Below are 20,562 nucleotides of genomic sequence, written 5' to 3' on the forward strand. Positions count from 1 at the left end.
TCTCCTGTATTGAGGTGCAACCTGTGTGCCAGACCTGAGCGATCCACGTCATCACAAACCCGTGTTTATTTGCCCGTGCGTTATTTCCGTCGCGCCTTCAATAGGTAGATATCCATGATCCAGCCATGTTCGGCGCGGGCCTTCGCCCGGGTCTTAAGGATGTTCTGCGCAACCTCATCCAGCGGGCCACTGATCAGAACCTCTTCTTTCATACCCACATAGGCGCCCCACCAGATGTCAAAACCTGCCGTATCAAGGGTTTGGAACGAACATTCGCCATCCAGCATCACCGCAACGTTCGAGGCCGCATCAGGCCAGCCTTCATCCCGGATACGACGACCGGTTGTAACAACGTAAGGTGCGCCCAGATCATTGATCGGAATCGCATGGGCAGCGGTCAGCGCCTGCAACGCGGTGATGCCGGGGATAACCTTGGTATTTGGTTGCGGGTTCAATCGTGCAGCGATGCGCAGTGAGCTGTCATAGAGGGACGGATCCCCCCAGATCAGCAACGCGACATGCTGCGCCTTTGGGTGCGCGGCAATGGCCGCTTGCCAGCGCAGGGCGATGGCGTCGTGCCATTCATCGACACCGCGCAGGTAGCCATCGTCGGCCCGGCGCTGGGGAATATCGAAATAGGCGATCTGTGGCGGCGTTTCGGCGACACGCTCGATGATCGCTTCACGCAGCCCGGCCAGATCAGCCTTGTTTTCCCCTTTGCGCGGAATCAGGATCAAATCCGCCGCCCGGATGGCTTGCGCGCCTTGAAACGTTACATGATCCGGATTGCCGGTGCCGATGCCGATCAAGCTCAGATCAATCATCGTCGAACTCCGCCAGCGGACCATAAAGGATCAGCGCCGGTGCTTTGCCAATCTCGGTTTTCAGCTGTTCTGCGAGCGCGCCAATCGTGGCGCGTTGCAGTTTTTGGTCGGGAGTCGAGACGGATTCGGCCATAAGCGCCGGAGTATCCAAAGGCAAACCTTGGGCGTGCAGCGTATCGACCAGCAGGGGAAAGGTGCGCTTGCCCATGAAAACGACGGTCGTGGCCTGCGGATCGGCCAGCGCTTTCAGGTTCAGGTCGCCGGGTAGATCACCACTGACGTCATGGCCCGTCACGAACTGAACCCGTCGGGCCGTGAGCCTGCGCGTCAATGGAATGCCAGCGGCTGCTGCCGCTGCTATTGCCGAGGGGACGCCGGGAATGATCTCATAGGCGATACCAGCTGCGCGCAGGGCGACAAGCTCTTCCTCAAGCCGTCCGAACATACCGCCGTCGCCGGACTTCAGGCGCACCACATGCTGACCGGACTGCGCGTAATCCACCAGCAGCCGGCTGACATGGTCCTGCTTGGGTGACGGACGACCGGCCCGCTTTCCGACACCAACCAGATCCGCATCGTCGCGCGCATGGCTCAGGATCGGGCCACTGCTGAGATCGTCGAACAAGATCGCGTCGGCTTTTTGCATCCGGTCCACCGCCTTGAGCGTCAGTAGTTCCGGATCACCGGGGCCAGAGCCGATGAAAGAGACAAAGCCGCTCATGCCGACGCCTCCGCAATCAGGTGAAAGAACGTGCCAGTGACATTGCCGCGTAGTGATCCGGTTTGCGGGCCTTCTTCCCCTTCGGCGTCAAACACGCGTGCCAATGGGGCGTCCGGTTGATCCATGATTGAGGAATAGTGGAACTCGTGTCCGCGCAATGCCGATCCTTTGGCAAAGCCGGGCATAGGGGCCAGAAGGGCGGCCTTTCTGTAACCAAGGTTGAACTTGCGCTTCTGATAAGATGTGACGAGGCCCAGCAAGCCGGCCATTTCATGTTGCACGCCGTCCTTGTCGATCAGCGCCTGACCAAGCGCCATGTAGCCGCCGCATTCTCCGTGCACCGGTTTTGTTTCCGCATGTTTACGCAGTCCACTCAGAAAGGTGGTGGCCGCCGCCAATGCTCCGGCATGCAATTCGGGATACCCGCCAGGCAGCCAGACCAGATCGGCGTCCGCCGCCGGAGGTTCGTCTGCCAAAGGGGAAAAAGGCAGGATCTCGGCACCCGCATCGTGCCACCCTTGCAAAAGGTGAGGATAGGTAAAGGAAAAGGCGGCATCACGGGCCAGCGCGATCCGCTGGGCCGGGGGCTGCGGCAGCGCGGCTGACGAAGGTCCGCCGGGGCCTGAGGAAGCTGCCCGCTTGATAGCGTCGAGGTCTACATGTTCTCGCAAGAACGCGGCATAGCCTACAATGGCGCTTTCCAGATCGGGGTGTTCAACCGCCTGAATAAGTCCCAGATGCCGCTCTGGCAGGGTCAAATCACCACGGCGGGGCAGCACGCCCAGAACAGGCAGGCCCGCGCGCTCCATTCCCAGACGGGTCAGGCGTTCGTGGCGGGGGCTGGCGCATCGGTTCAGGATAACTCCGGCAAAGGGCAGATCGGGATTGTACATCCTGAACCCCAGCGCTGTTGCCGCCGCTGATTGTGCCTGCCCGCCCACATCCAAGACAAGCACAACGGGCCAGCCCATGCGCAGGGCGGTCTCGGCACTCGAACCGTGCCCAACTTCGCCAGGCTTTGCGACACCGTCGAACAAACCCATCGAGCCCTCGGCCACCACAATGTCAGCGCCTTCGGCCTGAGCAGAAATTGCGCTGAGCAGGGGATCTGCCATGGCCCAGCTGTCCAGATTGAACGAAGCCCGCCCGGCCGCCGCCCGGTGAAAGGCGGGATCGATATAATCCGGCCCGCTTTTAAAGGGTTGCACGGTCAGGCCATCTTCGGCCAGCGCGCGCAAGAGGCCCAGCATGACCGTCGTCTTGCCGGTACCCGAAGAGGGAGCTGAAATCAGAATACCCGGAGGGTTAGTCATCACCATGGCTCCAGCTTGACCAAGGGCTGTCGGCACTTTGCGGGCGATAGCGGCGGTCGTAGTCTCTGGAATAAAGACAGCTTTCGTCAAAACCCTCACCGGCCAGCGCGGGGCCGACCATGATCAAAGCCGTGCGCGAGATGCTTTGATCCAGCGACCCTTTCAGGGTTTCCAGCGTTGCGCGGATGATCTGTTCATCCGGCCAGCTTGCGCGATATACAACGGCCACCGGGCAATCTGCACCATAAGCCGGGGTCAGGTCTGCGATAACCTTGTCCAGATTGCCGATTGACAGATGAATGGCCAATGTCGCGCCGGTACGGGCAAAATTCACCAGCGTTTCACCTTCGGGCATGGATGACGCGCGCCCCGGCGTTCGGGTCAGAACCACCGATTGCGCCAATCCCGGCAAGGTCAGTTCGGTGCCCAGGGCCGCTGCGGCGGCGGCAAAGGATGGCACGCCAGGGGTCACACTGACCGGAATGCCCATTTCTTTCAGGCGGCGGATCTGTTCGCCCATCGCTGACCAGACTGACAAATCGCCCGAATGCAGCCGCGCCACATCCTGACCCGCTTTATGCGCGACTTCGATCTCGGCCATGATCTGGTCCAGATCCATGGGCGCGGTGTTGACGATTTTTGCGTCTTTGGGGCAATGGCTCAGAATTTCCTCGGGCACCAGCGATCCGGCATAAAGGCACACGGGGCACGAGGCGATGATGTTGCGCCCACGCAATGTCAACAGGTCTGCAGCGCCCGGTCCGGCGCCGATGAAATGAACGGTCATGTTTGTCCTCCGATGGCGATGGCGCAGGTGGCCAGCCGGTCGTCCGAAATATGTCTGGGTGAAAGCAGCCGCGCGCCGGACCCGGCGGCGGCAAGGGCCGATGCTTCGGCTACGCTGCCGGTGCCATAAGCGGCACGGCTGCGGTTCGAACATGTCAGGGTGCGTTGTCCGGCTAAATCGGCAGCCGCCACGAAATGCAGCGGAAGGGCAAGGCTTTCCGCAAAGGCCGCCAGCGCAGAGTGGCCGCTTTTGTCGGCAACCGTCGCCAAAGCCTGGACGTCATGACTGGCCGCTGCCGCGTCATAGGCGGCGCGCAAACTGTCTGTCGTCGCGTCTGATGAAAAGCCCAAACCTGCCACGATCATAGCGTCACGCTCCACTGGACAACCGGATAGGCAGCCTTCCAGGCGCGCCGCGGTCCGAGCGGTGCAGAATGTGCCAGTTCGATCCGCAAAAGGTCTCCGCCTAGGTCTTGGTGCCATCGCGCCAACAGGGCTTCGCTTTCCAGCGTTACCGCATTGGCGACCAACCGGGTGCCAGCGGGCAAGGCGTCGCGAAGCCACGCCAGCAGGCTGGTGCTGAGCCCACCGCCGATGAAAACCACGTCCGGCAGGGGCAATCCGGCCAGCGCTTCGGGTGCTGTACCGTGGACAACCTGTAACCGATCCTGCCCCAGCGCGTCGGCATTGCGACGAATGCGTTCGGCCCTGTCGGCGCGGGGTTCGATACTGGTGGCGGTCAGGGTCGGGTCGCACATCAGCCATTCGATGCTGATCGAGCCGGTGCCACCGCCAATGTCCCACAGATGCTCACCCCTCTGTGGCGCCAATGCGGACAGGGTCAGCGCCCGGATCGGGCGTTTGGTGATCTGGCCGTCGGTTTCAAAAAGATCATCCGGCTTGCCCGAGGCCTTGGACACTCCCCGCCCAGTGCCGGTCACTTCCAACCCGACGCAGACAGGATGATCGAAGGTTCCCAGCAGAGCTTCGGTCAGGCTCACTGTCTGGACGTTTTCACGCGGGCCGCCGAGGGCCTGCATCACATTCAACGCGCTGTCGGCAAATCCGGTTTCGCTTAGATATGTAGCCAGTTCAGCAACCGCCTTGCCGTCACGCAAAAGTACAATGGCGTGCAGGCCCGCGGCCAGATGCGGCCGCAACCGGGTCAAAGGCGCGGCGTGCAGGCCAAAGGTCAGCGTGCTTTCCAAAGGCCAGCCCAGGCGCGCAGCGGCCAGCGAAAACGTGGACTGGCCGGGCAGGGCGGTCCACTCGTTGGCATCGAAGTTACGCGCGATGACGGACCCTGCGCCAAACCAGAACGGATCACCTGACGCCAGAACCACCGTCTGCCGTCCGCGCAGGCCTTTCAGGATCGGCAAACCGTCCGAGAACGGCACCGGCCATTCGAACCGCTCAGCCTCGTTTTCCGGCAGCAGCGACAGGTGGCGCGGCGGCCCCATGATCACTTCGGCCCGGTCCAGCACTTGACGGCTTGCAGGCGACAGGCCATCAAGCCCATCTTCGCCCAATCCCAGAACGGTCAGCCACGGAGATTCAGACATGCCCAAACTCCTGATTCTTGGCGGCACGACCGAGGCCAACGCTCTGGCCAAAGCTGTTGCGGAACAAGGGATTGCGGCTGTGTATTCTTACGCCGGACGGGTGGAAACCCCGCGCCCGCAGCCGTTGCCGGTGCGGGTTGGCGGGTTTGGCGGCCCGGAAGGTCTGGCCGCCTATATCCATGAGAACGCCATCAACCATGTCGTGGACGCGACCCATCCATTTGCGGCCCGGATGAGCCGGAACGCGATTGAGGCGTGTCACGCAACTCAGGTCCCACTGGCCGCCTTGACCCGCGCGGCGTGGAAGCCGCAACCCGGCGACGTCTGGCACCGCGTGCCAGATATCACTGCCGCCGTCGATGCGCTTGCAGGTGATCCGCAGCGTGTGTTTTTGGCTGTCGGACGTATGCACCTTGAGGACTTTGCTACTCAGCCCCAGCATTACTACCTGCTGCGCCTTGTGGATGAGCCCGACACTTTGCCCTTGCCCAACGCAGAGGTGGTCGTGGCCCGGGGTCCTTTTACAGAAGCCGATGACCGTGCGCTGATGCAGCAACACAGGGCGCAACTTGTGGTGTCCAAGAACGCGGGTGGCTCGGGTGCGCGTGCCAAGTTGGACGCAGCGCGGGCGCTGGGCCTGCCAGTGCTTATGATCGACCGCCCTGTTCTGCCCAAGCGGACCGAGCTTTCGACTGTCGCACAGGTTCTGGACTGGCTGTCTCATCCCTGATCCTCGACCGGGGTGAAGCGTGGCGTGTAGACGATCGGTGTGCCGTTGCGTTCGATGACCCGGGTGCGCGACGAGCCGACAATGACCATGGTCTGCATATCCGCCATCTCGGGCGTGGCCTCGGCCAGTGTGGAAATCCGGATCGCCTCATCCGCTCGTGACACGGCGCGTGCAAACAGGATCACCCGCTCGGGTTCACATTCTTCGCGCAGGATTTCCAGTGTCTTTACAAAGCCTTCCGGGCGGGATTTCGATCGGGGATTATAGAAGGCCATCGAAAAATCGGCTTGCGCAGCTAAGCGCAGGCGTTTTTCGATCAGCGTCCATGGCTTTAGGTTATCACTAAGGTTGATGGCGCAGAAATCATGCCCCATCGGAGCGCCTGCGCGCGCGGATGCGGCCAGCATAGCCGTGATCCCCGGCAGTACATCGATCTGAAGGTCACGCCATGCTGTTGGGCCATTCTCCAACGCTTCGAACACGGCTGCCGCCATAGCAAACACACCGGGATCGCCCGAAGACACAACAACCACCCGCCTGCCTTCGGAGGCCATTTGCAGCGCGTGTTGCGAGCGGTCGATTTCAACCCGGTTGTCACTGGCGTGCAGGGTCAGGCCGGGGCGGTCGGCCACGCGGGCCACATAAGGGATATAGCCCACTACATCGGTGGCGTCGGCCAAAGCCGCTGTAACTTCAGGGGTGACCAGAGCCTCATCCCCCGGACCAAGGCCTGCGATCTTGACCCAACCGCTCATGGTCGCCGCCCCTGACCGTGCACAACGATGATCGAGAAATACGGGGTGATCTTCTCGCAGGCTTCGGACAGCTTTGTCACCGTCTGGTTCGGCATTTGCGCATATTCGACAATCCAAGCGCGGTCGTACAGCCCGGAGGTTTTCAGTGCGCGTTTTACCTTGTCGATGTTCCGCCCGATTTTCATCACGACCAAAGCATCTGTCTGCGCCATACGTTCAGCCAAAACCTCCTCGGGCAGAGTGCCAACCAGCACGGTCAGCACATCATCGCCCCATGTGATCGGATCGCCCGTAGCCGTCCACGCACCGGACATGCCGGTGATGGCTGGCACAACCTCGACCGGAGCTTCGTCACGCAACCGATTGTAAAGATGCATGAACGAGCCGTAGAAAAACGGATCGCCCTCACACAGGACCACCACATCCTCACCCTGTTCCGACAGCGTCTTCAGGTGTGCTGTGCACTCTTCATAGAACGCGGCCAGCAACTCGTTATAACGCGGATCGGTGACCGGGATCTCGGTGGTCACAGGGTATTCCATCGGGAATTCAATCGCGCCTTCGGGGATCATCCCGTTGACGATTTTGCGGGCCTGACCGCTGCGACCCGGTTTGCGAAAGAATGCCACATGCTTGGCGTTGCGCAGCAGGCGATCAGCCCGGACGCTCATCAGATCCGGATCGCCGGGGCCAAGGCCCACACCGTATATGGTGCCCATCTTCATTCTGCTCGGCTTGCAATGGCGTTGATGGCCGCCACGGTGATGGCGCTGCCGCCCAGACGACCTTTGACAATGCAGGACGGCACCGGTTGCGCCTGCCATAGCGCATCTTTGGATTCCATCGCTCCGACAAATCCGACCGGGCAGCCGATGATCGCGGCAGGGCGCGGGCAATCCGGGTCTTCCAGCATGTTCAGCAAATGAAACAGCGCGGTGGGCGCATTGCCGATGGCGACCAGCGCGCCCTCCAGATGCGGACGCCACAATTCCAGCGCAGCGGCGGAACGGGTATTGCTCATCTCGGCGGCCAGGGGGCGCACGCGTTCGTCATGCAGGGTGCAGATCACCTGGTTGTCGGCGGGTAGGCGAAAGCGGGTGACACCTTCGCTGACCATGCGCGCATCGCACAGGATCGCCGCGCCGTTTTCCAGCGCCGTACGTGCGGCCCGCACAAATCCGGGTGAGAAATGTACAAACTCCTCCAGCCCGACCATGCCGGCGGCGTGGATCATCCGAACGGCGACCTGCTCTTCATCGGCATCAAAGCGGGCCAGATCAGCCTCGGACCGGATGGTGGCAAAGCTTTCCTTGTAGATCGCCGCGCCATCGGTTTCGTATGTATAGGGCATCAGGTGAAGTCCATAGTCATGAGTGTTTCCGGGTCGAGCCCGCGTTGGCTGGGCTCATCCCCCGCGCGGCCCTGTTTGACAAGATCAAATCGCCCGTTGTTGCCGACCACAGTGATGTCGGCCGGGCCCATATGGGCGCATCCCTTGGCGCAGCCCGAGACATGCAGGCGACCGGGAATGCGCCGGGCCAATGCCCGGGCGATGTCGCGGGTTTCCACCTGCGCTTGCGGGCAGAACGGCGCGCCGGGGCAGGCGTCGGTTGTCATCATCGGATCGGCTCCGTCAGTGACAAAATCCGGGGCGGGTATCGCTGCCCCGCCTTCCAGCAGGATCAGCCGCCACGGTGTGACACGCAAGGCAGAAGCGCCGCTGGCTTCGATCAGTTCACAAAGCTTGTGCGCAGGCAGCGAGCCGAAAGCCGCGCCGTAGAGAGCACCCAGTTCACAGGGGCCGGGTTGCAGTTTTTCACCGAAAGGACCGGGGGCAAATCCCTGCCATTCCTGTGGCAACGCGTGGGTGACCCGCGCCATGCGACGTGTCTCGGCCGTGTAAGTCTCAGAAAACCACAGGGCCAATGCGATCACGTTGTCAATGGCGTTATCCTCGGTCACAGACCGCCCGGTTTTGCAGCCGTCGGCGCGCAGGATCGGACCGTCGGCACCCAGCTCCAGACGAATATCTGCAGAATCCGAGGCCAACAGGCGCTTCGGGCCTGTATCTATGGCAAAACCAAACTTAGCGGGCAGAGCAGGCAATTCGGCCAGTCGATCAATCAACTCCAGTGTCAGCCGCGCGGTCAAATCGCCCGCCTGATAGAGCGGAGTGACCAGAATATTGCGGCGTACTTCGATGCCGGGTTCCGTATCAAGCAAGTTCAGCGCTGCAAGTTCCACAAGCAACGGCTGGTGGTCGCGCTCATCCACGCCGCGCAGTTGCAGGTTGGCACGATTGGTCAGGTCAATGGTGCCGTTGCCGAACCGTTCAGCCAGTTCGCACAAACCAATAGCCTGCCTGGCACTCAGTCGCGCCAGACGCGGACGGACCCGCACGACCAGCCCGTCGCCTGACATCATCGGGCGATGTGCGCCAGGGCACCAGCCTTGAACGATAGGTGCACTCATCCCAAACCCTCCAAGTCGGCACGGATCGAATTCCGGCGTGTGTTCCAAAGCCCCGCTTCCAGCAATGCACGGAACCTGTCTTGCATGGCCTGATGGGCCTTCGGGTTGGCCTCTTGCAGAAAGGCATCAACGGCCTCATTGCCCAATGTGGCTTCGTGGTAGAGATCAAATAGATGCGGAGCGACGGTTCCGGACAGATGCGCAAAAGAGGCCATGTGATCCAGCGTCGCAGCAATCTCGGCGGCGCCGCGAAAACCATGGCGCTGCATCCCCGCGATCCAGCCAGGGTTGGCAGCACGGGCATGAACGACGCGGCTGATTTCTTCCGGCAGAGTCCGGGCGCGCGGATTATCGGGGTTGGTGTTGTCCAGATGGTAAAGCTGCGCGGATCCGCCGACGAATTTCTTGGCGGCGGCAAAACCGGCCTCATGCGTGGCATAATCGTTGGCCAGCAGCAGGTCAGTTTCCGTCAGATCCTGGAGGTGAACAAAACTGTCGGCATTGGCGACACGATCCGTGATTCCCTCTTTGTCTTGCGCAACGTGCTCACCTTCCAGCGCGTACGAGCTGGCCTCCAGCCATGCCTCCCCGGCTTGGGTGCGCGCTTCGTCCGTATAGGTCTCGGACAGATGGGTCATGTTCAGGCCGTAACTGCCGGGTGCCGGGCCAAACACCCGCGCAGCCGGGGCGTGACCGGCATAGGGGTTCCAGTCGGTCGCTTCATCACGCACTGACAAAGCCCGGACCGCCTGACCATAAAGGGCTGACAACGTAGGGAACACATCGCGAAACAAGCCTGAAACCCGCAGGGTGACGTCCAGGCGCGGGCGGCTCAGGTCGGTGATGGGCAGCACTTCGATACCCGAAACCCGCTCGGACCCCTTGTCCCAAACCGGCTTTACACCCAGCAGGTGCAGGGCCATGGCGAATTCTTCGCCCGCCGTGCGCATGGTGGCCGATCCCCACAGATCGACAATCAGCCCTTTCGGGTAATCGCCTTCCTCCTGCAAGTGCCGCCGTACCAGTTCCTCGGCCAGTTTCACACCTTGCGCGTAAGCTGCGCGGGTGGGCACAGACCGAGGATCGGTGGTAAACAGGTTTCGCCCGGTCGGCAGCACGTCAGAGCGGCCCCGATAGGGCGAGCCGGACGGGCCAGCCTCGATCCGCTTGCCGGCCAGCGCATTGATCAGGGCCTTGCGTTCGGCATGGGCGGATGGGGCTGGGTCGAAACTGCCGGTCACATCCGGGACACGCCCATAGACGTGCAGCCCGTCGCCAAACTGACTTTCCTTGATATCGCAGACAAAGCGGTCGATGCGGGTGATTGCTTCGGCGGTGCTGGTGGCCTGGTCCAGACCCAGATCGTTCTCCAGCCCAATGGCCTGTGCTTCTTCCCGGATATCTTCCTGCAACCGGTCACGGCGTCTGGGGTCAAGGCCGTCCGCGTTTGAAAACTCGTCCAGCAGGGCTTCCAGCCGCACCATCCGATCCGGCGTTCCGCTTTCTTTCATGGGAGGCGGGATGTGGCCCAGAGTCACCGCGCCGATCCGGCGTTTGGCCTGCGCGGCCTCGCCCGGGTCGTTGACGATGAACGGGTAGATCACCGGCAGGTCACGGATCAGCGCCTCGGGCCAGCAGTTTGCCGATAGGGCAACTGATTTGCCGGGCAGCCATTCCAGCGTTCCATGCGCACCGATATGGATCAGCGCATCCGCTCCTAGACCTTTGCGCAGCCACAAATAGAAGGCGACATAACTGTGGCGCGGGGTGCGCAAGAGGTCATGATAGTCGTCATCCCGCAGCTCGGGTGTTCCGCGTTCTGGTTGCAGTGCGACCAGTGCCTTGCCGCGTCGCAAAGCCGTGAAGTGAAACGCGCCATGAGCGAAAGTTGGGTCTTGCTCGGGATTGCCCCATACGGTGTGCAGATCGGTGCGCAGGGTCTGGGGTAATTCAGCGAGTGCGCTCAGATAATCCTCAAGCGGCCACGATATCCGGGCGTCCAAGAGTGTGTCGGCAATTGGTTCGCCAGCCGCGATGTTGTAGCCTTCACCGCAAAGATCAGACAACATCGCCTCAGCCGAGGCCAGTGCGTCGAGACCGACCGCATGGGCCATTTGCCAGTCTTTGCCCGGATATGTGGAAAGTACTAATGCGGGAATCTGATCTGCCTTTGGTTTGTCATTCAGGGCAAGCCAGCCCGATACCCGGTCGATGATCGCCTCGATCCGGTCCGGCTCGGCCCGATGCGCAAAACGCGAGTATTCCAGTTGCGGATCGCGCTTGCCCGGCTCTTTGAAGGAGGCAACGCCTGCCGATATTCGCCCGTCCACTTCGGGCAATACCACGTGCATGGCGAGGTCGGCGGGTGACAGGCCGCGTTCCGCCTCGGCCCAGGCCTTGCGTCGCGAGGTGGCGAGGGCGACCTGAAACACCGGCACATCCGCTGCGTCCAGAGGCGACGTGCCGGATGCGCCCTTGCCCGAGAATGAAGTGGCGTTGATGATCGCCGATGGTCTCAGGGCAACGACCTGTTCCCTGAGCCAGTCGGCAGCGACCGGGGCCTTGAGTGACGGGGCAAACAGACCCACCGCCTGGAGCCCGCGGGCGCGCAGGCTGCGGATCAGGGCCGCGACCGGGGCGGTGTCTGCGGATGTCAGATATGCGCGGTAGAAGGTGACAAGGATGCGTTTCGCATCGTTATCGAACGCGGAATCCACCGGGACGACACCCTGATCCGGGCACCACGCACCGCATTCGGGCAGGGTTTTTGCGCCTATCACTGGCCCGGCATAAAGCCCTGCTGCCAGCGCCATCTGGGCCAATGCGGCCTGCGCGGCGACTTCGCCGCCGGTGTCACACAGATGTGCCAGCCGCCGCAGGGTCGAGAGGGGCAGGGTCGAATACTCATCCAACCGAGTGTCTTCGCGCCCATCCGCCGGTAAAACGGCCAGAGCGATGCCTTTGGCCTGCGCCAGTGCCAGAACCTGTTGCAATCCGTAAGACCAATAGGGCACGCCACCGATCAGACGGATCAGGATGCCCTTTGCGCCTTCAAGTGTCTGTTCAACATAGGTGTCGACGGACAGGGGGTGTTTCAATGCAGCAAGATTGGCCAGCCGCATCGTGGGCATCCGCCCCTCAGGTCCGCCGCCGCGATGCCAGCCCGCCGCGAAAGCACCCAGGTCACTGTCGGAAAAGGACAGCACAACCAGATCAGCCGGGCTTTGGCCCAGATCGGTTGGGGTCTCGGTTTCCTCGAGCCCGTGGCTTTCGCGAAAGACGACGTGCATGACTTACTCGGCAACCTCGGTCACACCCACGAGGATATCACGGATCTCGGCCTCTTTGATGTCGTCATGCTCGGCAATCACGACCAGGCGCGAGCGGCGCTCCTCACCGGGCTCCCACGGGCGGTCGTATTGGTGACGAACCCGTGCGCCGACAGCCTGAACCAGCAGGCGCATCGGTTTGCCTGTGACGGCGGCATAGCCTTTGACGCGCAGAATATTCAGCTCAGTTGCCAGACGTTCAATCCTGGCTACCAGTTCCGCCGGGTCGGTCTGTTCCGGCAACTCGACGATGATGCTTTCGAAATCGTCATGCTCATGATCGTGATGGCCATCGTGATGTGACGGGCGGGCGTCCATGTCATCTTCGGCGGCAGCCTCAAGGCCAAGCACGACACGTACGTCGACGACACCCTCTGCAACCTCGACGACGGGAAGCGGGCGCGGCGCCTCGGCGGCGATAATCTGTTTAGCTTTCGCGACACCTTCGGGACCTGCCAGATCGGGCTTGGTCAGCAGGATGATATCCGCGCACGAGATCTGATCCTCGAACACCTCGGACAAGGGTGTTTCGTGATCAATCGAGTCATCAGCCAGCCGTTGGGCATCCACCGCTTCAACGTTCGGAGCAAAGCGACCGGCGGCCACGGCCTCGGCATCGGCCAGCGCGATCACGCCATCAACAGTGATTTTCGAACGGATATCAGGCCAATCAAATGCTTTCAGCAGCGGTTTGGGCAGTGCAAGGCCGGATGTTTCGATCAGGATGTGATCCGGGCGCGGTTCCAGCGCCATCAGCGCCTCGATGGTCGGGATGAAATCATCAGCCACGGTGCAGCAAATGCAGCCGTTTGCCAGTTCCATGATGTTTTCCGCAGGGCAATCCGGTATCGCGCAGGATTTCAGAATGTCGCCATCAACACCCACATCGCCAAACTCGTTAACAACAATCGCAAGGCGCTTGCCCTGCGGGTTCTGCATCAGATGGCGCACCAGCGTGGTTTTGCCCGAGCCCAGAAAGCCGGTGATCACGGTGACGGGAAGTTTTTCTAGGTTCGACATGATCTCAGCCTCCAATCGGGGGAATGCGCGAGGCGCAGTTTTTGCGGAAATGTTCAGGACGGTCGCGCCACTTCACCAGACCGTCGTCTGTGGCCAGATACTTGGTCGCGCCATCGATGATGACATCGACATGATCGATTTCATTCAGGTTCTCGTAAACAAAGGTCCAGCGATCCGGCCCGCCCCGAAGAACGATGGAACAGCCCTGATCGCAGTTCGAAAGGCATTCGACCGGTTTCAGAGTGATACCATCTGGCAAGGCAGCCTGTTCCAGGGCCTGGTGCAACAATGTGCCGGGTCGCTCGGCGTCATCCTCGACAGGCAGACCCCGGCGGCAAGTCGTGCAAACCAGTAGCTCTACCGGTGCGGTCTCGGTCATGTCTCTCATCCCCCCAAATCCTCTTCGCGGGGGACGGGGTTTCATGCGGGCACCACGTCTGCACATGGACCCGACACCGGAACACCCCGCCCGGTTTCAACTTCGGGTGTTGGCAGGTCTCCCGGCTTGCGGATGCCAGAGCGGTCGCTCTGTCGGATGTCCCGCCTTCCCGGCACAGGCCAGTGGCATTGGGCATCCTCTCCGGTCACGGTCGCGGGGGCGGCTGCGTTTGGCGGATGAACCGTTGACGCATTCCCTTTTCATCGGCTGTCGCCGACACCAACGACAGGGACATGCGGCACCGCTGACCCGCTTGTCAAGCGGTTCGCGCGCAACAAATAAGGCAAGGTGAAAAAAGCGACCTGTAGGCGTCGTTCGGCGGCATGAAGAACGTGTTCGGTATGTGGTCGCATGACGGGAAAACGACGAACTTGGAGATGCGTCATATGAAAGTGGGATTTATCGGTCTGGGTAACGTAGGCGGCAAGCTTTCGGGATCCCTTTTGCGCAACGGTATTGATCTGACTGTGCATGACCTGAACGCGGATCTGGTGGCCGAGTTTGTCGCCAAAGGCGCAAAGGCGGCAGAGGGGCCCGCCCAGTTGATGCGCGATTGCGATGCGGTGATCACCTGTCTGCCGTCTCCGGCAGCATCGGACGCAGTCATGCAGGAGATGTTGCCCGAAGCGGGCCCCGGCAAGATCTGGATGGAGATGTCGACCACGGACGAGGCGGAAGTCAAACGCCTGGGTGCCGAAGTCATATCGCGCGGCGGTGCGGCCGTCGATTGCCCGGTTTCTGGCGGGTGCCACCGTGCCGCGACGGGCAATATCTCGATCTTTGCGGGCTGCGACCGGGAAACGTTTGAACGAATTCTGCCGTTCCTGACGACAATGGGCCGCCGGGTTTTGCACACCGGTGAACTGGGCTCGGCGTCGGTGCTGAAAGTGATGACCAACTATCTTGCCACCGCCAACCTGATCACCTGTGCCGAAGCACTGGTTACGGCAAAGGCTGCTGGGATGGATCTGAACACGACCTATGAGGCGATCAAAATCTCGTCCGGCACGTCCTTCGTGCACGAAACCGAAAGTCAGGTCATCCTGAACGGGTCGCGCGATATTTCCTTCACCATGGATCTGGTGAAGAAGGATATCGGTCTGTTTCAGGAGGTCGCCGACCGCGCCGGGGTGCCGCTGGAAATAAATCCGGTGATGATCAACATCTTTAACGATGGTATCGCACGCTATGGCGAACGCGAGCTTTCACCAAATATTATCAAGCGGCTGGAAGAGGCAACCGGTCTGGATATCACTGCCCCGGGTTTCCCAGCCGAAATGACGGATGATGAGCCGGAAGAGCCGGGATACGAGGTTGTGCCACAAGGGCGCGCCTGAACGCCAGGCACATACCAAACCACATCGCGCCCCGTGAACGAGCAGAGGTAGGAAGGTGATCCGAAAAAACACGCCATATCTGGCCCGCAGTTCGACAGAATCGCGGGCCATGAACGTCTGAAAATACCAAGCATCGCAAGCGTGTATTGCGGGGCCAAGTCAGCGATTTGGATGTAGTTGGAGGCGAGTACCGGAATCGAACCGGTGTACACGGATTTGCAATCCAGAAAGAGCGCAAGCGAAAACAACGGCTTAAGGGTGCAAAACACCCCCTGACAAAAAGTGAACAAAAAGCGAAAGTTTCAAAGCCAAATTCGCCGGTTCAAAACGAAAAAGGCCCCGTCACAGCAGCAACTGTGAACCGGGGCCAAATAGAAAAAGCCTGTCAGCTTTCGCAGTACGTTAGCATGAGCAAGCGCCACACCGCAAACGCTCAGTCGGCTTATTCGTGGCCTCTGACCTGCGAGGTGGTCCAATGAGCTGGCGTATCGCAAATGAATGCGCCGAGCGCCGCTTTGGCAGCGCCGCGCGCAAGCAGATCATCATGTTCCTGGCAGATAAGGCAAGCGATGACGGTTCTGGCATCTGGTGCTCCAAGGGGACGATCCAGCGCCACACAGAACTCAGCGAGAGCACGGTGAAGCGCACCATCATCGACTTCCTGCGTGAGGGCATTCTTATCGAGACAGGGCGGCGGCACTGCAAGAACGGCTACACCGTCATTTACCGCATTGTTCTGGAGCGCGTGGCCGCGCTCGAACCCACTGCCGAGCCCGACATTGAGACGGGGGTCACTGTGAACCCCGTCCAGCCTGAACCCGGTACGGGGTCCACGGTGAACGGGGTACGGGGTTCACGGTGGACCCCAAACCATCCTAAAACCATCCATAAACCACCTACGCGCAAGCGCGAGGCGGCGGAGGAGGTTGAAGATCTTGAAGCTGAGAAGATCTTGGCGGCCTATCCCGAAGACAGGATCCGAGACCGGCGGACCAGTCTGCGCCTGATTGCAGCGGCTGTGAAAGCCGGTGTGGAGCCCAATGACCTGAAGCAAGCGATCAAAGCCTATGCCAAGGAAAGCGAAGGCTACACGCGCAGCAAGGTCTGTTTCTCGGACAACTGGTTCAAGATGCGCCGGTGGGAGAAGGGGCTTGCCCAGGTGCAGGCTGACCGCGAGAAGGCGCAAGAGGCCGAAGCCAAAGGGCGCGCCAGCCTTGCCGAATGGATCCACGAGCGCCATCCCCTGTGCCGCCACATCACAAACCGGCAGATCGAGGATTTGATCGTGTCAAAGCTGGTGACGCCCGAACAGGTGCGCGCTGCGGGGTTGCAGGCGTGAGTGCGGCTCGAGTGATACGCTATAGCGTAAAAAGTGAATATTTACGTTGCAGCGTAATTTGTTTTCATTTACGCTGTGCCGTAAAAGGAGCCGCATCATGGACCTCACAGCACGAACGGCCGAGCAGATCGGCGAGGCACTCCGCCGGACGCGCAAAACGCGCGGCTGGACCCAAAGCGATATCAGCGCGCGCACGAATTTGCGCGTCGCGACGATTTCGTCGCTCGAGAATGGCGACGCGGGAACCAAGCTCGCCACGGTGCTCGCTGTCATGGCGGCTCTTGGGCTTGAGTTCCGGTTGGTGGAGCGCGGTGGCTCGCTTGAAATCGAGGATATCTTCTGATGGCCAAACGCGGGCGTAGCGGCACGATGCAGGTGCTTCTGAATGGAAGGCTGGTGGGGGCTTTGCGTCTCGCAGGCTCGGGCGCAATTAACTTCACCTATGATCCGGACTGGCTGTCGTGGGAACACTCCATGCCCATTTCGCTTTCGCTGCCTTTGCGTGAAGAGGCGCACCAAGGTGGCCCTGTCATTGCCTACCTGGAAAACCTCTTGCCGGACAATCAGGCGATACGAGAGCGCGTAGCCGCCCGGGTGCGCGCTGGCGGTACGGACGCCTGGCACATGCTGGAGAAGATCGGGCGCGATTGCGTAGGGGCCTTGCAATTCGTCTCTGGTGAGGTCCCAGAGGACGGCACACTCGAGGGAGAGCCCGTTTCCGAGGGACAGATTGCCGATATGCTGCGCAATCTCGCAAGTGCTCCGCTCGGCTTGGACGAGGAAGACGACTTCCGCATTTCTATCGCAGGGGCGCAGGAGAAAACGGCGCTTCTGCGCCATGAGGGCGCGTGGATCCGTCCATCGGGGCTCACCCCAACGACACATATCCTCAAAACTCAGCTTGGCGTTCTGCCCGCAGGGATTGATCTATCCGATAGCGTCGAAAACGAGTATTTCTGCATGAACTTTTGCCGCGCCATGGGCATGGATGTGGCGGAGGTCGAGATTGCCGACTTCGAAGACGTGCGAAGCCTTGTCGTGACGCGGTTCGATAGGCGCTGGACCAAGGATGGCCGATTGATCCGCCTGCCGCAGGAAGACTTTTGTCAGGCGCTCTCGGTCCCACCCAGTCAAAAATACCAAATGGATGGCGGGCCAGGGATCACCGAAGGGGTCGGGTTGCTGAAGGGCAGTGATGCCCCCGAGGCAGATCAGCGCGCCTTCTTTCGCGCGCAGGTGCTGTTCTGGCTCTTGGGCGCGACGGACGGGCACGCCAAAAATTTCAGCATCGCTTTGCGCCCTGGTGGTTTCCTCATGACCCCGCTTTATGACGTGCTGAGCGCGCAAAAGGCCGTGGATGACGGTCAAATACGTCAGAATCGAATGCGTCTCGCGATGGCAGTCGACGGGCACTACCGGATCAATGAGGTGGTGCCCCGCCATTTCCTGCAGGCTGCAAAAGCGGCTGGTTTTGGTGTGGCGCTGGCGGAAGAGGTCTTGTCGAACATCGCGACGGAGCTTGAACCCGCCTTGGACAAGACACTTGCAGACTTGCCGGATGGGTTCCCGCAGCCATTGGCCGAAGCCATTGTTGCTGGAGTACGGCGTCGGGCGGCTGCCTTTCATGCCGTATGATCCGCAGGTCATATTTCCGCTTTATGGTCGGTAGGTCATATTAACTGAGAGCAATCTGCTGGCCCAATACAGGAGTTTCAGCGTTCCAGGCCAGCTTTGGCGGGAAAGCCCAGAGATTGATGGCCAAACTCAGGTCCTCAACGCCGTGTTTCTGATTGCTGAACATAAGCGGGCAGCCGTGTCAGACGCGGGGCAGTCCCCACTTCAACAAGAAAATTCCCCTGCGCCAGCGCATTCCTCGCGAGGCAAGTTTTTCGCTGACAGCCCCTTGGTGCCAGCTTTGGTCATGTTCATCGAAACACTCAAAGTGAGGATCAAAAAATGGCTACTCAAACTCTGAAACTGAACGTCAAATCCGGCGAAAAAGACGGCAAGAACTTCTGGGATCGCTGCGGCGTCCTCTTCGTCAACACCGACGACAGTGGCAACATCACCTCGATCAACGTCAAACACAGCATGTTCCCCGATGTCGAAATGGTCGCCTTCCCGCGCCGCGATGAAGATCCAGTCACCGAATGACAGCGGGGCCGGGGCGGGTAGCCCGCCCCGGATAACCCCGAAGTTAGGTGTAGATCGCTGCCTATTGGACTTCCACAAACATCCGATGTCGCTTCAGTGCAACTCCTCAGACCGGACTTTCGCTGCAAGTGCAGAACCGGCAGTTGGGGGAAAGGGTGCTCCGCGGGACTTTTCCGTCGTTGCCTGTCCGGGTGTTTGCTTGCGCACCATCTGCTCACAGGCGCGGCACGTCTATCATTGCGATGCAGCGCACTTCACCGAACCGGTCATTCGGATGCGGTATATTGGCTCAATCCGAAACCGATCCTTCGCTGCATCCCTTTTCGGCACTCAACACCGGGGCAAACAAGCCAATTGTTTGCGATAGACGAGTAGCTGCTTTTGTTTCCAATTACTCCCGTCGTCAGCACTAGCTGTGGAAACGCGTTGTATGTTTGATCAGCTTGAGAGCAGAAAAAACTCGCAAGTTATATTTTTCCTAAAAGCCAAATTGCAGCTCCAACATCGAGCATGCAGAGCCCACATTTGGTGCAAGCTCAATTGCTACATTCAGCCCAAAGAGTCTTAACTCATTGGCAACCAACGAAATTGCAGATCTTGCTTGCAGAGATGTTTTGAGTTTAGACGCCTCTCCTGAATTGAGATGGTGTCATTCCTGTGCTTCTGATGAAAGCTCGCGTGAAATGCGCCTGGTTGGAGTAACCCAAGGATTTCGATATCTCAAATATCGTTAACTCTGGCACCTTTAGCATGTCTATTGCGGCTTTTGTCCGTTCCCCGGACAGAATTTCAGAAAAGCTGGTCCCTTCTTTTTGAAGATCGCGCTGCAGGTGACGGTCACTCAGGCCAAGCAACCGCGCAATGAATTGCAGAGACAAGCGAGAATCGTGGAGGTAGGTGCAGACCAGCGCGGCAATGGCGCGCGTCGTGGGAACCATCTGATCATGCGTGGCAGGACCGGGCAAAATGACGGCCTCTGAAACCATTTCCCCGCGTTCGATGTGGATTTCCGTGACCGGCTGAGAAAACCGAAGTCTTGCTTCCGCGGATTGGGCAAGCCATTCGAGGTCGAGGTGATGATCCGACTGTAGGTTCAGCCTCTTCGGAGCCCAGGACGGCCCCAGTGCACTCCGGACGGTTTCTAGCATGAGTTGAAGAACATAAAGTTCAACCTGCCGGACCTGCTCGCGATCGCCAACAATGGCGTTGCGGCCGAAAACCAGACCATTCCAGACCGGGCGAACAAAGAAATCGGCTCTGCTGTATTCCAGCTTTGCCATATTGCAGAAGGTGGCCAAGCGTTCGATAAGTGTTTTCTGATCATAAAGTTGCCGCAGGGTACCATGCATCTGCACGCTGGAAACGGATCCGGCATCAAAGCCGATGTCGAATTTTCCGGTACTCGTTGCGGCTTCGCTTGCGATTGTCCAGAGTTGGTGCTCCGCGATCATCAACTCCGGATCTTGCATCATACGTTCGTCGATATCGACAGCTTGCAGGAGTTTCATTGGGTCACAGCAAGCGTCTTCGCAGGCAATTGCGAAGTTCAGCGCGTACCTAAGTTTTACAACTGCGACCAACACCTTCCACCATTATCGGAGCGCACACGACGCAGTATCGCAAGGCATTTACCATTTTGCGACCGCAAATTTACCATTTCATCCTAAAACCGGAATACTGTTAGGCGGCCTCTTTCGCACCTAGTACGCTTTTAGTGCGAGGAGCTAACATTGCCGCCTATGATTATTCTGTGCGCGAGGCACTCAAAAAAGTAATCGATG

Annotated in this window: 20 protein-coding genes and 1 riboswitch; of the genes, 6 read left to right on the forward strand and 14 right to left on the reverse strand. The window is 60.1% G+C overall.

Going from position 1 to position 20,562, the window contains the following annotated elements; all coding sequences use genetic code 11:
- Positions 1–80: 80 nt before the first annotated feature.
- Genes cobF through cbiE form a run of 6 tightly spaced genes read right to left on the reverse strand, consistent with a single transcriptional unit; the run spans position 81 to position 5,206 of the window.
- Positions 81–824: a precorrin-6A synthase (deacetylating) gene (cobF, locus tag I9188_RS00255; protein WP_209503307.1), complete on the reverse strand. Its 744-nt coding sequence runs from the start codon at positions 822–824 to the stop codon at positions 81–83.
- The gene (gene cobA / locus I9188_RS00260; RefSeq protein WP_209503309.1) at positions 817–1,545 is read right to left on the reverse strand and encodes a uroporphyrinogen-III C-methyltransferase; all 729 of its coding nucleotides are present in this window, start codon (positions 1,543–1,545) and stop codon (positions 817–819) included. Before cobA ends, cobF begins: the two co-directional genes overlap by 8 nt.
- Positions 1,542–2,864, reverse strand: coding sequence for a cobyrinate a,c-diamide synthase (locus I9188_RS00265; RefSeq protein WP_209503311.1), 1,323 nt, complete (start codon positions 2,862–2,864; stop codon positions 1,542–1,544). The genes cobA and I9188_RS00265 overlap by 4 nt, the downstream gene beginning before the upstream one ends.
- A complete protein-coding gene (gene cobM / locus I9188_RS00270; RefSeq protein WP_209503313.1) occupies positions 2,851–3,645 on the reverse strand; it encodes a precorrin-4 C(11)-methyltransferase in 795 nt (264 codons plus the stop codon). Before cobM ends, I9188_RS00265 begins: the two co-directional genes overlap by 14 nt.
- Positions 3,642–4,010, reverse strand: a complete 369-nt coding sequence (locus tag I9188_RS00275; protein ID WP_209503315.1) for a cobalamin biosynthesis protein — start codon at positions 4,008–4,010, stop codon at positions 3,642–3,644. Before I9188_RS00275 ends, cobM begins: the two co-directional genes overlap by 4 nt.
- Positions 4,007–5,206, reverse strand: a complete 1,200-nt coding sequence (gene cbiE, locus I9188_RS00280) for a precorrin-6y C5,15-methyltransferase (decarboxylating) subunit CbiE (RefSeq protein WP_209503317.1) — start codon at positions 5,204–5,206, stop codon at positions 4,007–4,009. Before cbiE ends, I9188_RS00275 begins: the two co-directional genes overlap by 4 nt.
- Here cbiE and I9188_RS00285 point away from each other — a divergent pair.
- A complete protein-coding gene (locus tag I9188_RS00285) occupies positions 5,205–5,936 on the forward strand; it encodes a cobalt-precorrin-6A reductase (protein WP_209503319.1) in 732 nt (243 codons plus the stop codon). The genes cbiE and I9188_RS00285 overlap by 2 nt on opposite strands.
- Here the strand turns inward: I9188_RS00285 and cobJ are convergent.
- Genes cobJ through I9188_RS00320 form a run of 7 tightly spaced genes read right to left on the reverse strand, consistent with a single transcriptional unit; the run spans position 5,927 to position 13,891 of the window.
- Complete coding sequence (cobJ, locus tag I9188_RS00290; protein WP_209503321.1) at positions 5,927–6,691, reverse strand: precorrin-3B C(17)-methyltransferase; 765 nt, start codon at positions 6,689–6,691, stop codon at positions 5,927–5,929. The genes I9188_RS00285 and cobJ overlap by 10 nt on opposite strands.
- Positions 6,688–7,416: a precorrin-2 C(20)-methyltransferase gene (locus I9188_RS00295; protein ID WP_209503323.1), complete on the reverse strand. Its 729-nt coding sequence runs from the start codon at positions 7,414–7,416 to the stop codon at positions 6,688–6,690. Before I9188_RS00295 ends, cobJ begins: the two co-directional genes overlap by 4 nt.
- Positions 7,413–8,042, reverse strand: coding sequence for a precorrin-8X methylmutase (locus tag I9188_RS00300; RefSeq protein ID WP_209503325.1), 630 nt, complete (start codon positions 8,040–8,042; stop codon positions 7,413–7,415). Before I9188_RS00300 ends, I9188_RS00295 begins: the two co-directional genes overlap by 4 nt.
- Entirely contained in the window at positions 8,042–9,163 is a 1,122-nt protein-coding gene (locus I9188_RS00305) for a cobalamin biosynthesis protein CobG (RefSeq protein WP_209503327.1), read from the reverse strand. The genes I9188_RS00300 and I9188_RS00305 overlap by 1 nt, the downstream gene beginning before the upstream one ends.
- Entirely contained in the window at positions 9,160–12,453 is a 3,294-nt protein-coding gene (gene cobN / locus I9188_RS00310; RefSeq protein WP_209503330.1) for a cobaltochelatase subunit CobN, read from the reverse strand. Before cobN ends, I9188_RS00305 begins: the two co-directional genes overlap by 4 nt.
- Before the next feature lie 3 nt (positions 12,454–12,456).
- Positions 12,457–13,512 carry a cobalamin biosynthesis protein CobW gene (cobW, locus tag I9188_RS00315; protein ID WP_209503332.1) on the reverse strand — a complete coding sequence of 352 codons (1,056 nt, stop codon included), beginning with the start codon at positions 13,510–13,512 and terminating at the stop codon, positions 12,457–12,459.
- A 4-nt stretch (positions 13,513–13,516) separates the two neighbouring features.
- On the reverse strand, positions 13,517–13,891 hold the full coding sequence (locus I9188_RS00320; protein WP_209503334.1) for a DUF1636 domain-containing protein: 375 nt from the start codon (positions 13,889–13,891) through the stop codon (positions 13,517–13,519).
- A gap of 93 nt (positions 13,892–13,984) precedes the next feature.
- Positions 13,985–14,190, reverse strand: a riboswitch (cobalamin riboswitch).
- A 102-nt stretch (positions 14,191–14,292) separates the two neighbouring features.
- Between I9188_RS00320 and I9188_RS00325 the strand changes: the two genes are divergently transcribed.
- The 5 genes from I9188_RS00325 to I9188_RS00345 all read left to right on the forward strand — a co-directional run bounded on the left by I9188_RS00325 (position 14,293) and on the right by I9188_RS00345 (position 18,781).
- Positions 14,293–15,288: an NAD(P)-dependent oxidoreductase gene (locus I9188_RS00325; protein WP_209504854.1), complete on the forward strand. Its 996-nt coding sequence runs from the start codon at positions 14,293–14,295 to the stop codon at positions 15,286–15,288.
- 475 nt (positions 15,289–15,763) lie between these two features.
- Complete coding sequence (locus I9188_RS00330) at positions 15,764–16,627, forward strand: hypothetical protein (protein WP_209503336.1); 864 nt, start codon at positions 15,764–15,766, stop codon at positions 16,625–16,627.
- Positions 16,628–16,724: 97 nt separating this feature from the next.
- The gene (locus I9188_RS00335) at positions 16,725–16,970 is read left to right on the forward strand and encodes a helix-turn-helix domain-containing protein (protein ID WP_209503338.1); all 246 of its coding nucleotides are present in this window, start codon (positions 16,725–16,727) and stop codon (positions 16,968–16,970) included.
- Positions 16,970–18,262: a type II toxin-antitoxin system HipA family toxin gene (locus I9188_RS00340; RefSeq protein WP_209503340.1), complete on the forward strand. Its 1,293-nt coding sequence runs from the start codon at positions 16,970–16,972 to the stop codon at positions 18,260–18,262. Before I9188_RS00335 ends, I9188_RS00340 begins: the two co-directional genes overlap by 1 nt.
- 321 nt (positions 18,263–18,583) lie before the next feature.
- Entirely contained in the window at positions 18,584–18,781 is a 198-nt protein-coding gene (locus tag I9188_RS00345) for a hypothetical protein (protein WP_035262952.1), read from the forward strand.
- A 620-nt stretch (positions 18,782–19,401) separates the two neighbouring features.
- Here I9188_RS00345 and I9188_RS00350 read toward each other — a convergent pair.
- The gene (locus I9188_RS00350) at positions 19,402–20,289 is read right to left on the reverse strand and encodes an AraC family transcriptional regulator (RefSeq protein WP_209503342.1); all 888 of its coding nucleotides are present in this window, start codon (positions 20,287–20,289) and stop codon (positions 19,402–19,404) included.
- Positions 20,290–20,562 lie beyond the last annotated feature (273 nt).

It is taken from the genome of Ruegeria sp. HKCCSA071 (genome assembly GCF_017872555.1).
Lineage (GTDB): Bacteria > Pseudomonadota > Alphaproteobacteria > Rhodobacterales > Rhodobacteraceae > Ruegeria.

Bases quoted from the DNA above. Each gene is read 5' to 3' on its own strand.
- I9188_RS00295 (WP_209503323.1), bottom strand. From the start codon at position 7,416: ATGAAGATGGGCACCATATACGGTGTGGGCCTTGGCCCCGGCGATCCG.
- cobJ (WP_209503321.1), bottom strand. From the start codon at position 6,691: ATGAGCGGTTGGGTCAAGATCGCAGGCCTTGGTCCGGGGGATGAGGCT.
- cobF (WP_209503307.1), bottom strand. From the start codon at position 824: ATGATTGATCTGAGCTTGATCGGCATCGGCACCGGCAATCCGGATCAT.
- I9188_RS00320 (WP_209503334.1), bottom strand. From the start codon at position 13,891: ATGACCGAGACCGCACCGGTAGAGCTACTGGTTTGCACGACTTGCCGC.
- I9188_RS00350 (WP_209503342.1), bottom strand. From the start codon at position 20,289: ATGAAACTCCTGCAAGCTGTCGATATCGACGAACGTATGATGCAAGAT.
- I9188_RS00265 (WP_209503311.1), bottom strand. From the start codon at position 2,864: ATGGTGATGACTAACCCTCCGGGTATTCTGATTTCAGCTCCCTCTTCG.
- I9188_RS00285 (WP_209503319.1), top strand. From the start codon at position 5,205: ATGCCCAAACTCCTGATTCTTGGCGGCACGACCGAGGCCAACGCTCTG.
- I9188_RS00325 (WP_209504854.1), top strand. From the start codon at position 14,293: ATGTGGTCGCATGACGGGAAAACGACGAACTTGGAGATGCGTCATATG.
- I9188_RS00340 (WP_209503340.1), top strand. From the start codon at position 16,970: ATGGCCAAACGCGGGCGTAGCGGCACGATGCAGGTGCTTCTGAATGGA.
- I9188_RS00345 (WP_035262952.1), top strand. From the start codon at position 18,584: ATGGCTACTCAAACTCTGAAACTGAACGTCAAATCCGGCGAAAAAGAC.
- cobW (WP_209503332.1), bottom strand. From the start codon at position 13,512: ATGTCGAACCTAGAAAAACTTCCCGTCACCGTGATCACCGGCTTTCTG.
- I9188_RS00330 (WP_209503336.1), top strand. From the start codon at position 15,764: ATGAGCTGGCGTATCGCAAATGAATGCGCCGAGCGCCGCTTTGGCAGC.
- I9188_RS00335 (WP_209503338.1), top strand. From the start codon at position 16,725: ATGGACCTCACAGCACGAACGGCCGAGCAGATCGGCGAGGCACTCCGC.
- cobA (WP_209503309.1), bottom strand. From the start codon at position 1,545: ATGAGCGGCTTTGTCTCTTTCATCGGCTCTGGCCCCGGTGATCCGGAA.
- I9188_RS00305 (WP_209503327.1), bottom strand. From the start codon at position 9,163: ATGAGTGCACCTATCGTTCAAGGCTGGTGCCCTGGCGCACATCGCCCG.
- I9188_RS00300 (WP_209503325.1), bottom strand. From the start codon at position 8,042: ATGCCCTATACATACGAAACCGATGGCGCGGCGATCTACAAGGAAAGC.
- I9188_RS00275 (WP_209503315.1), bottom strand. From the start codon at position 4,010: ATGATCGTGGCAGGTTTGGGCTTTTCATCAGACGCGACGACAGACAGT.
- cobN (WP_209503330.1), bottom strand. From the start codon at position 12,453: ATGCACGTCGTCTTTCGCGAAAGCCACGGGCTCGAGGAAACCGAGACC.
- cbiE (WP_209503317.1), bottom strand. From the start codon at position 5,206: ATGTCTGAATCTCCGTGGCTGACCGTTCTGGGATTGGGCGAAGATGGG.
- cobM (WP_209503313.1), bottom strand. From the start codon at position 3,645: ATGACCGTTCATTTCATCGGCGCCGGACCGGGCGCTGCAGACCTGTTG.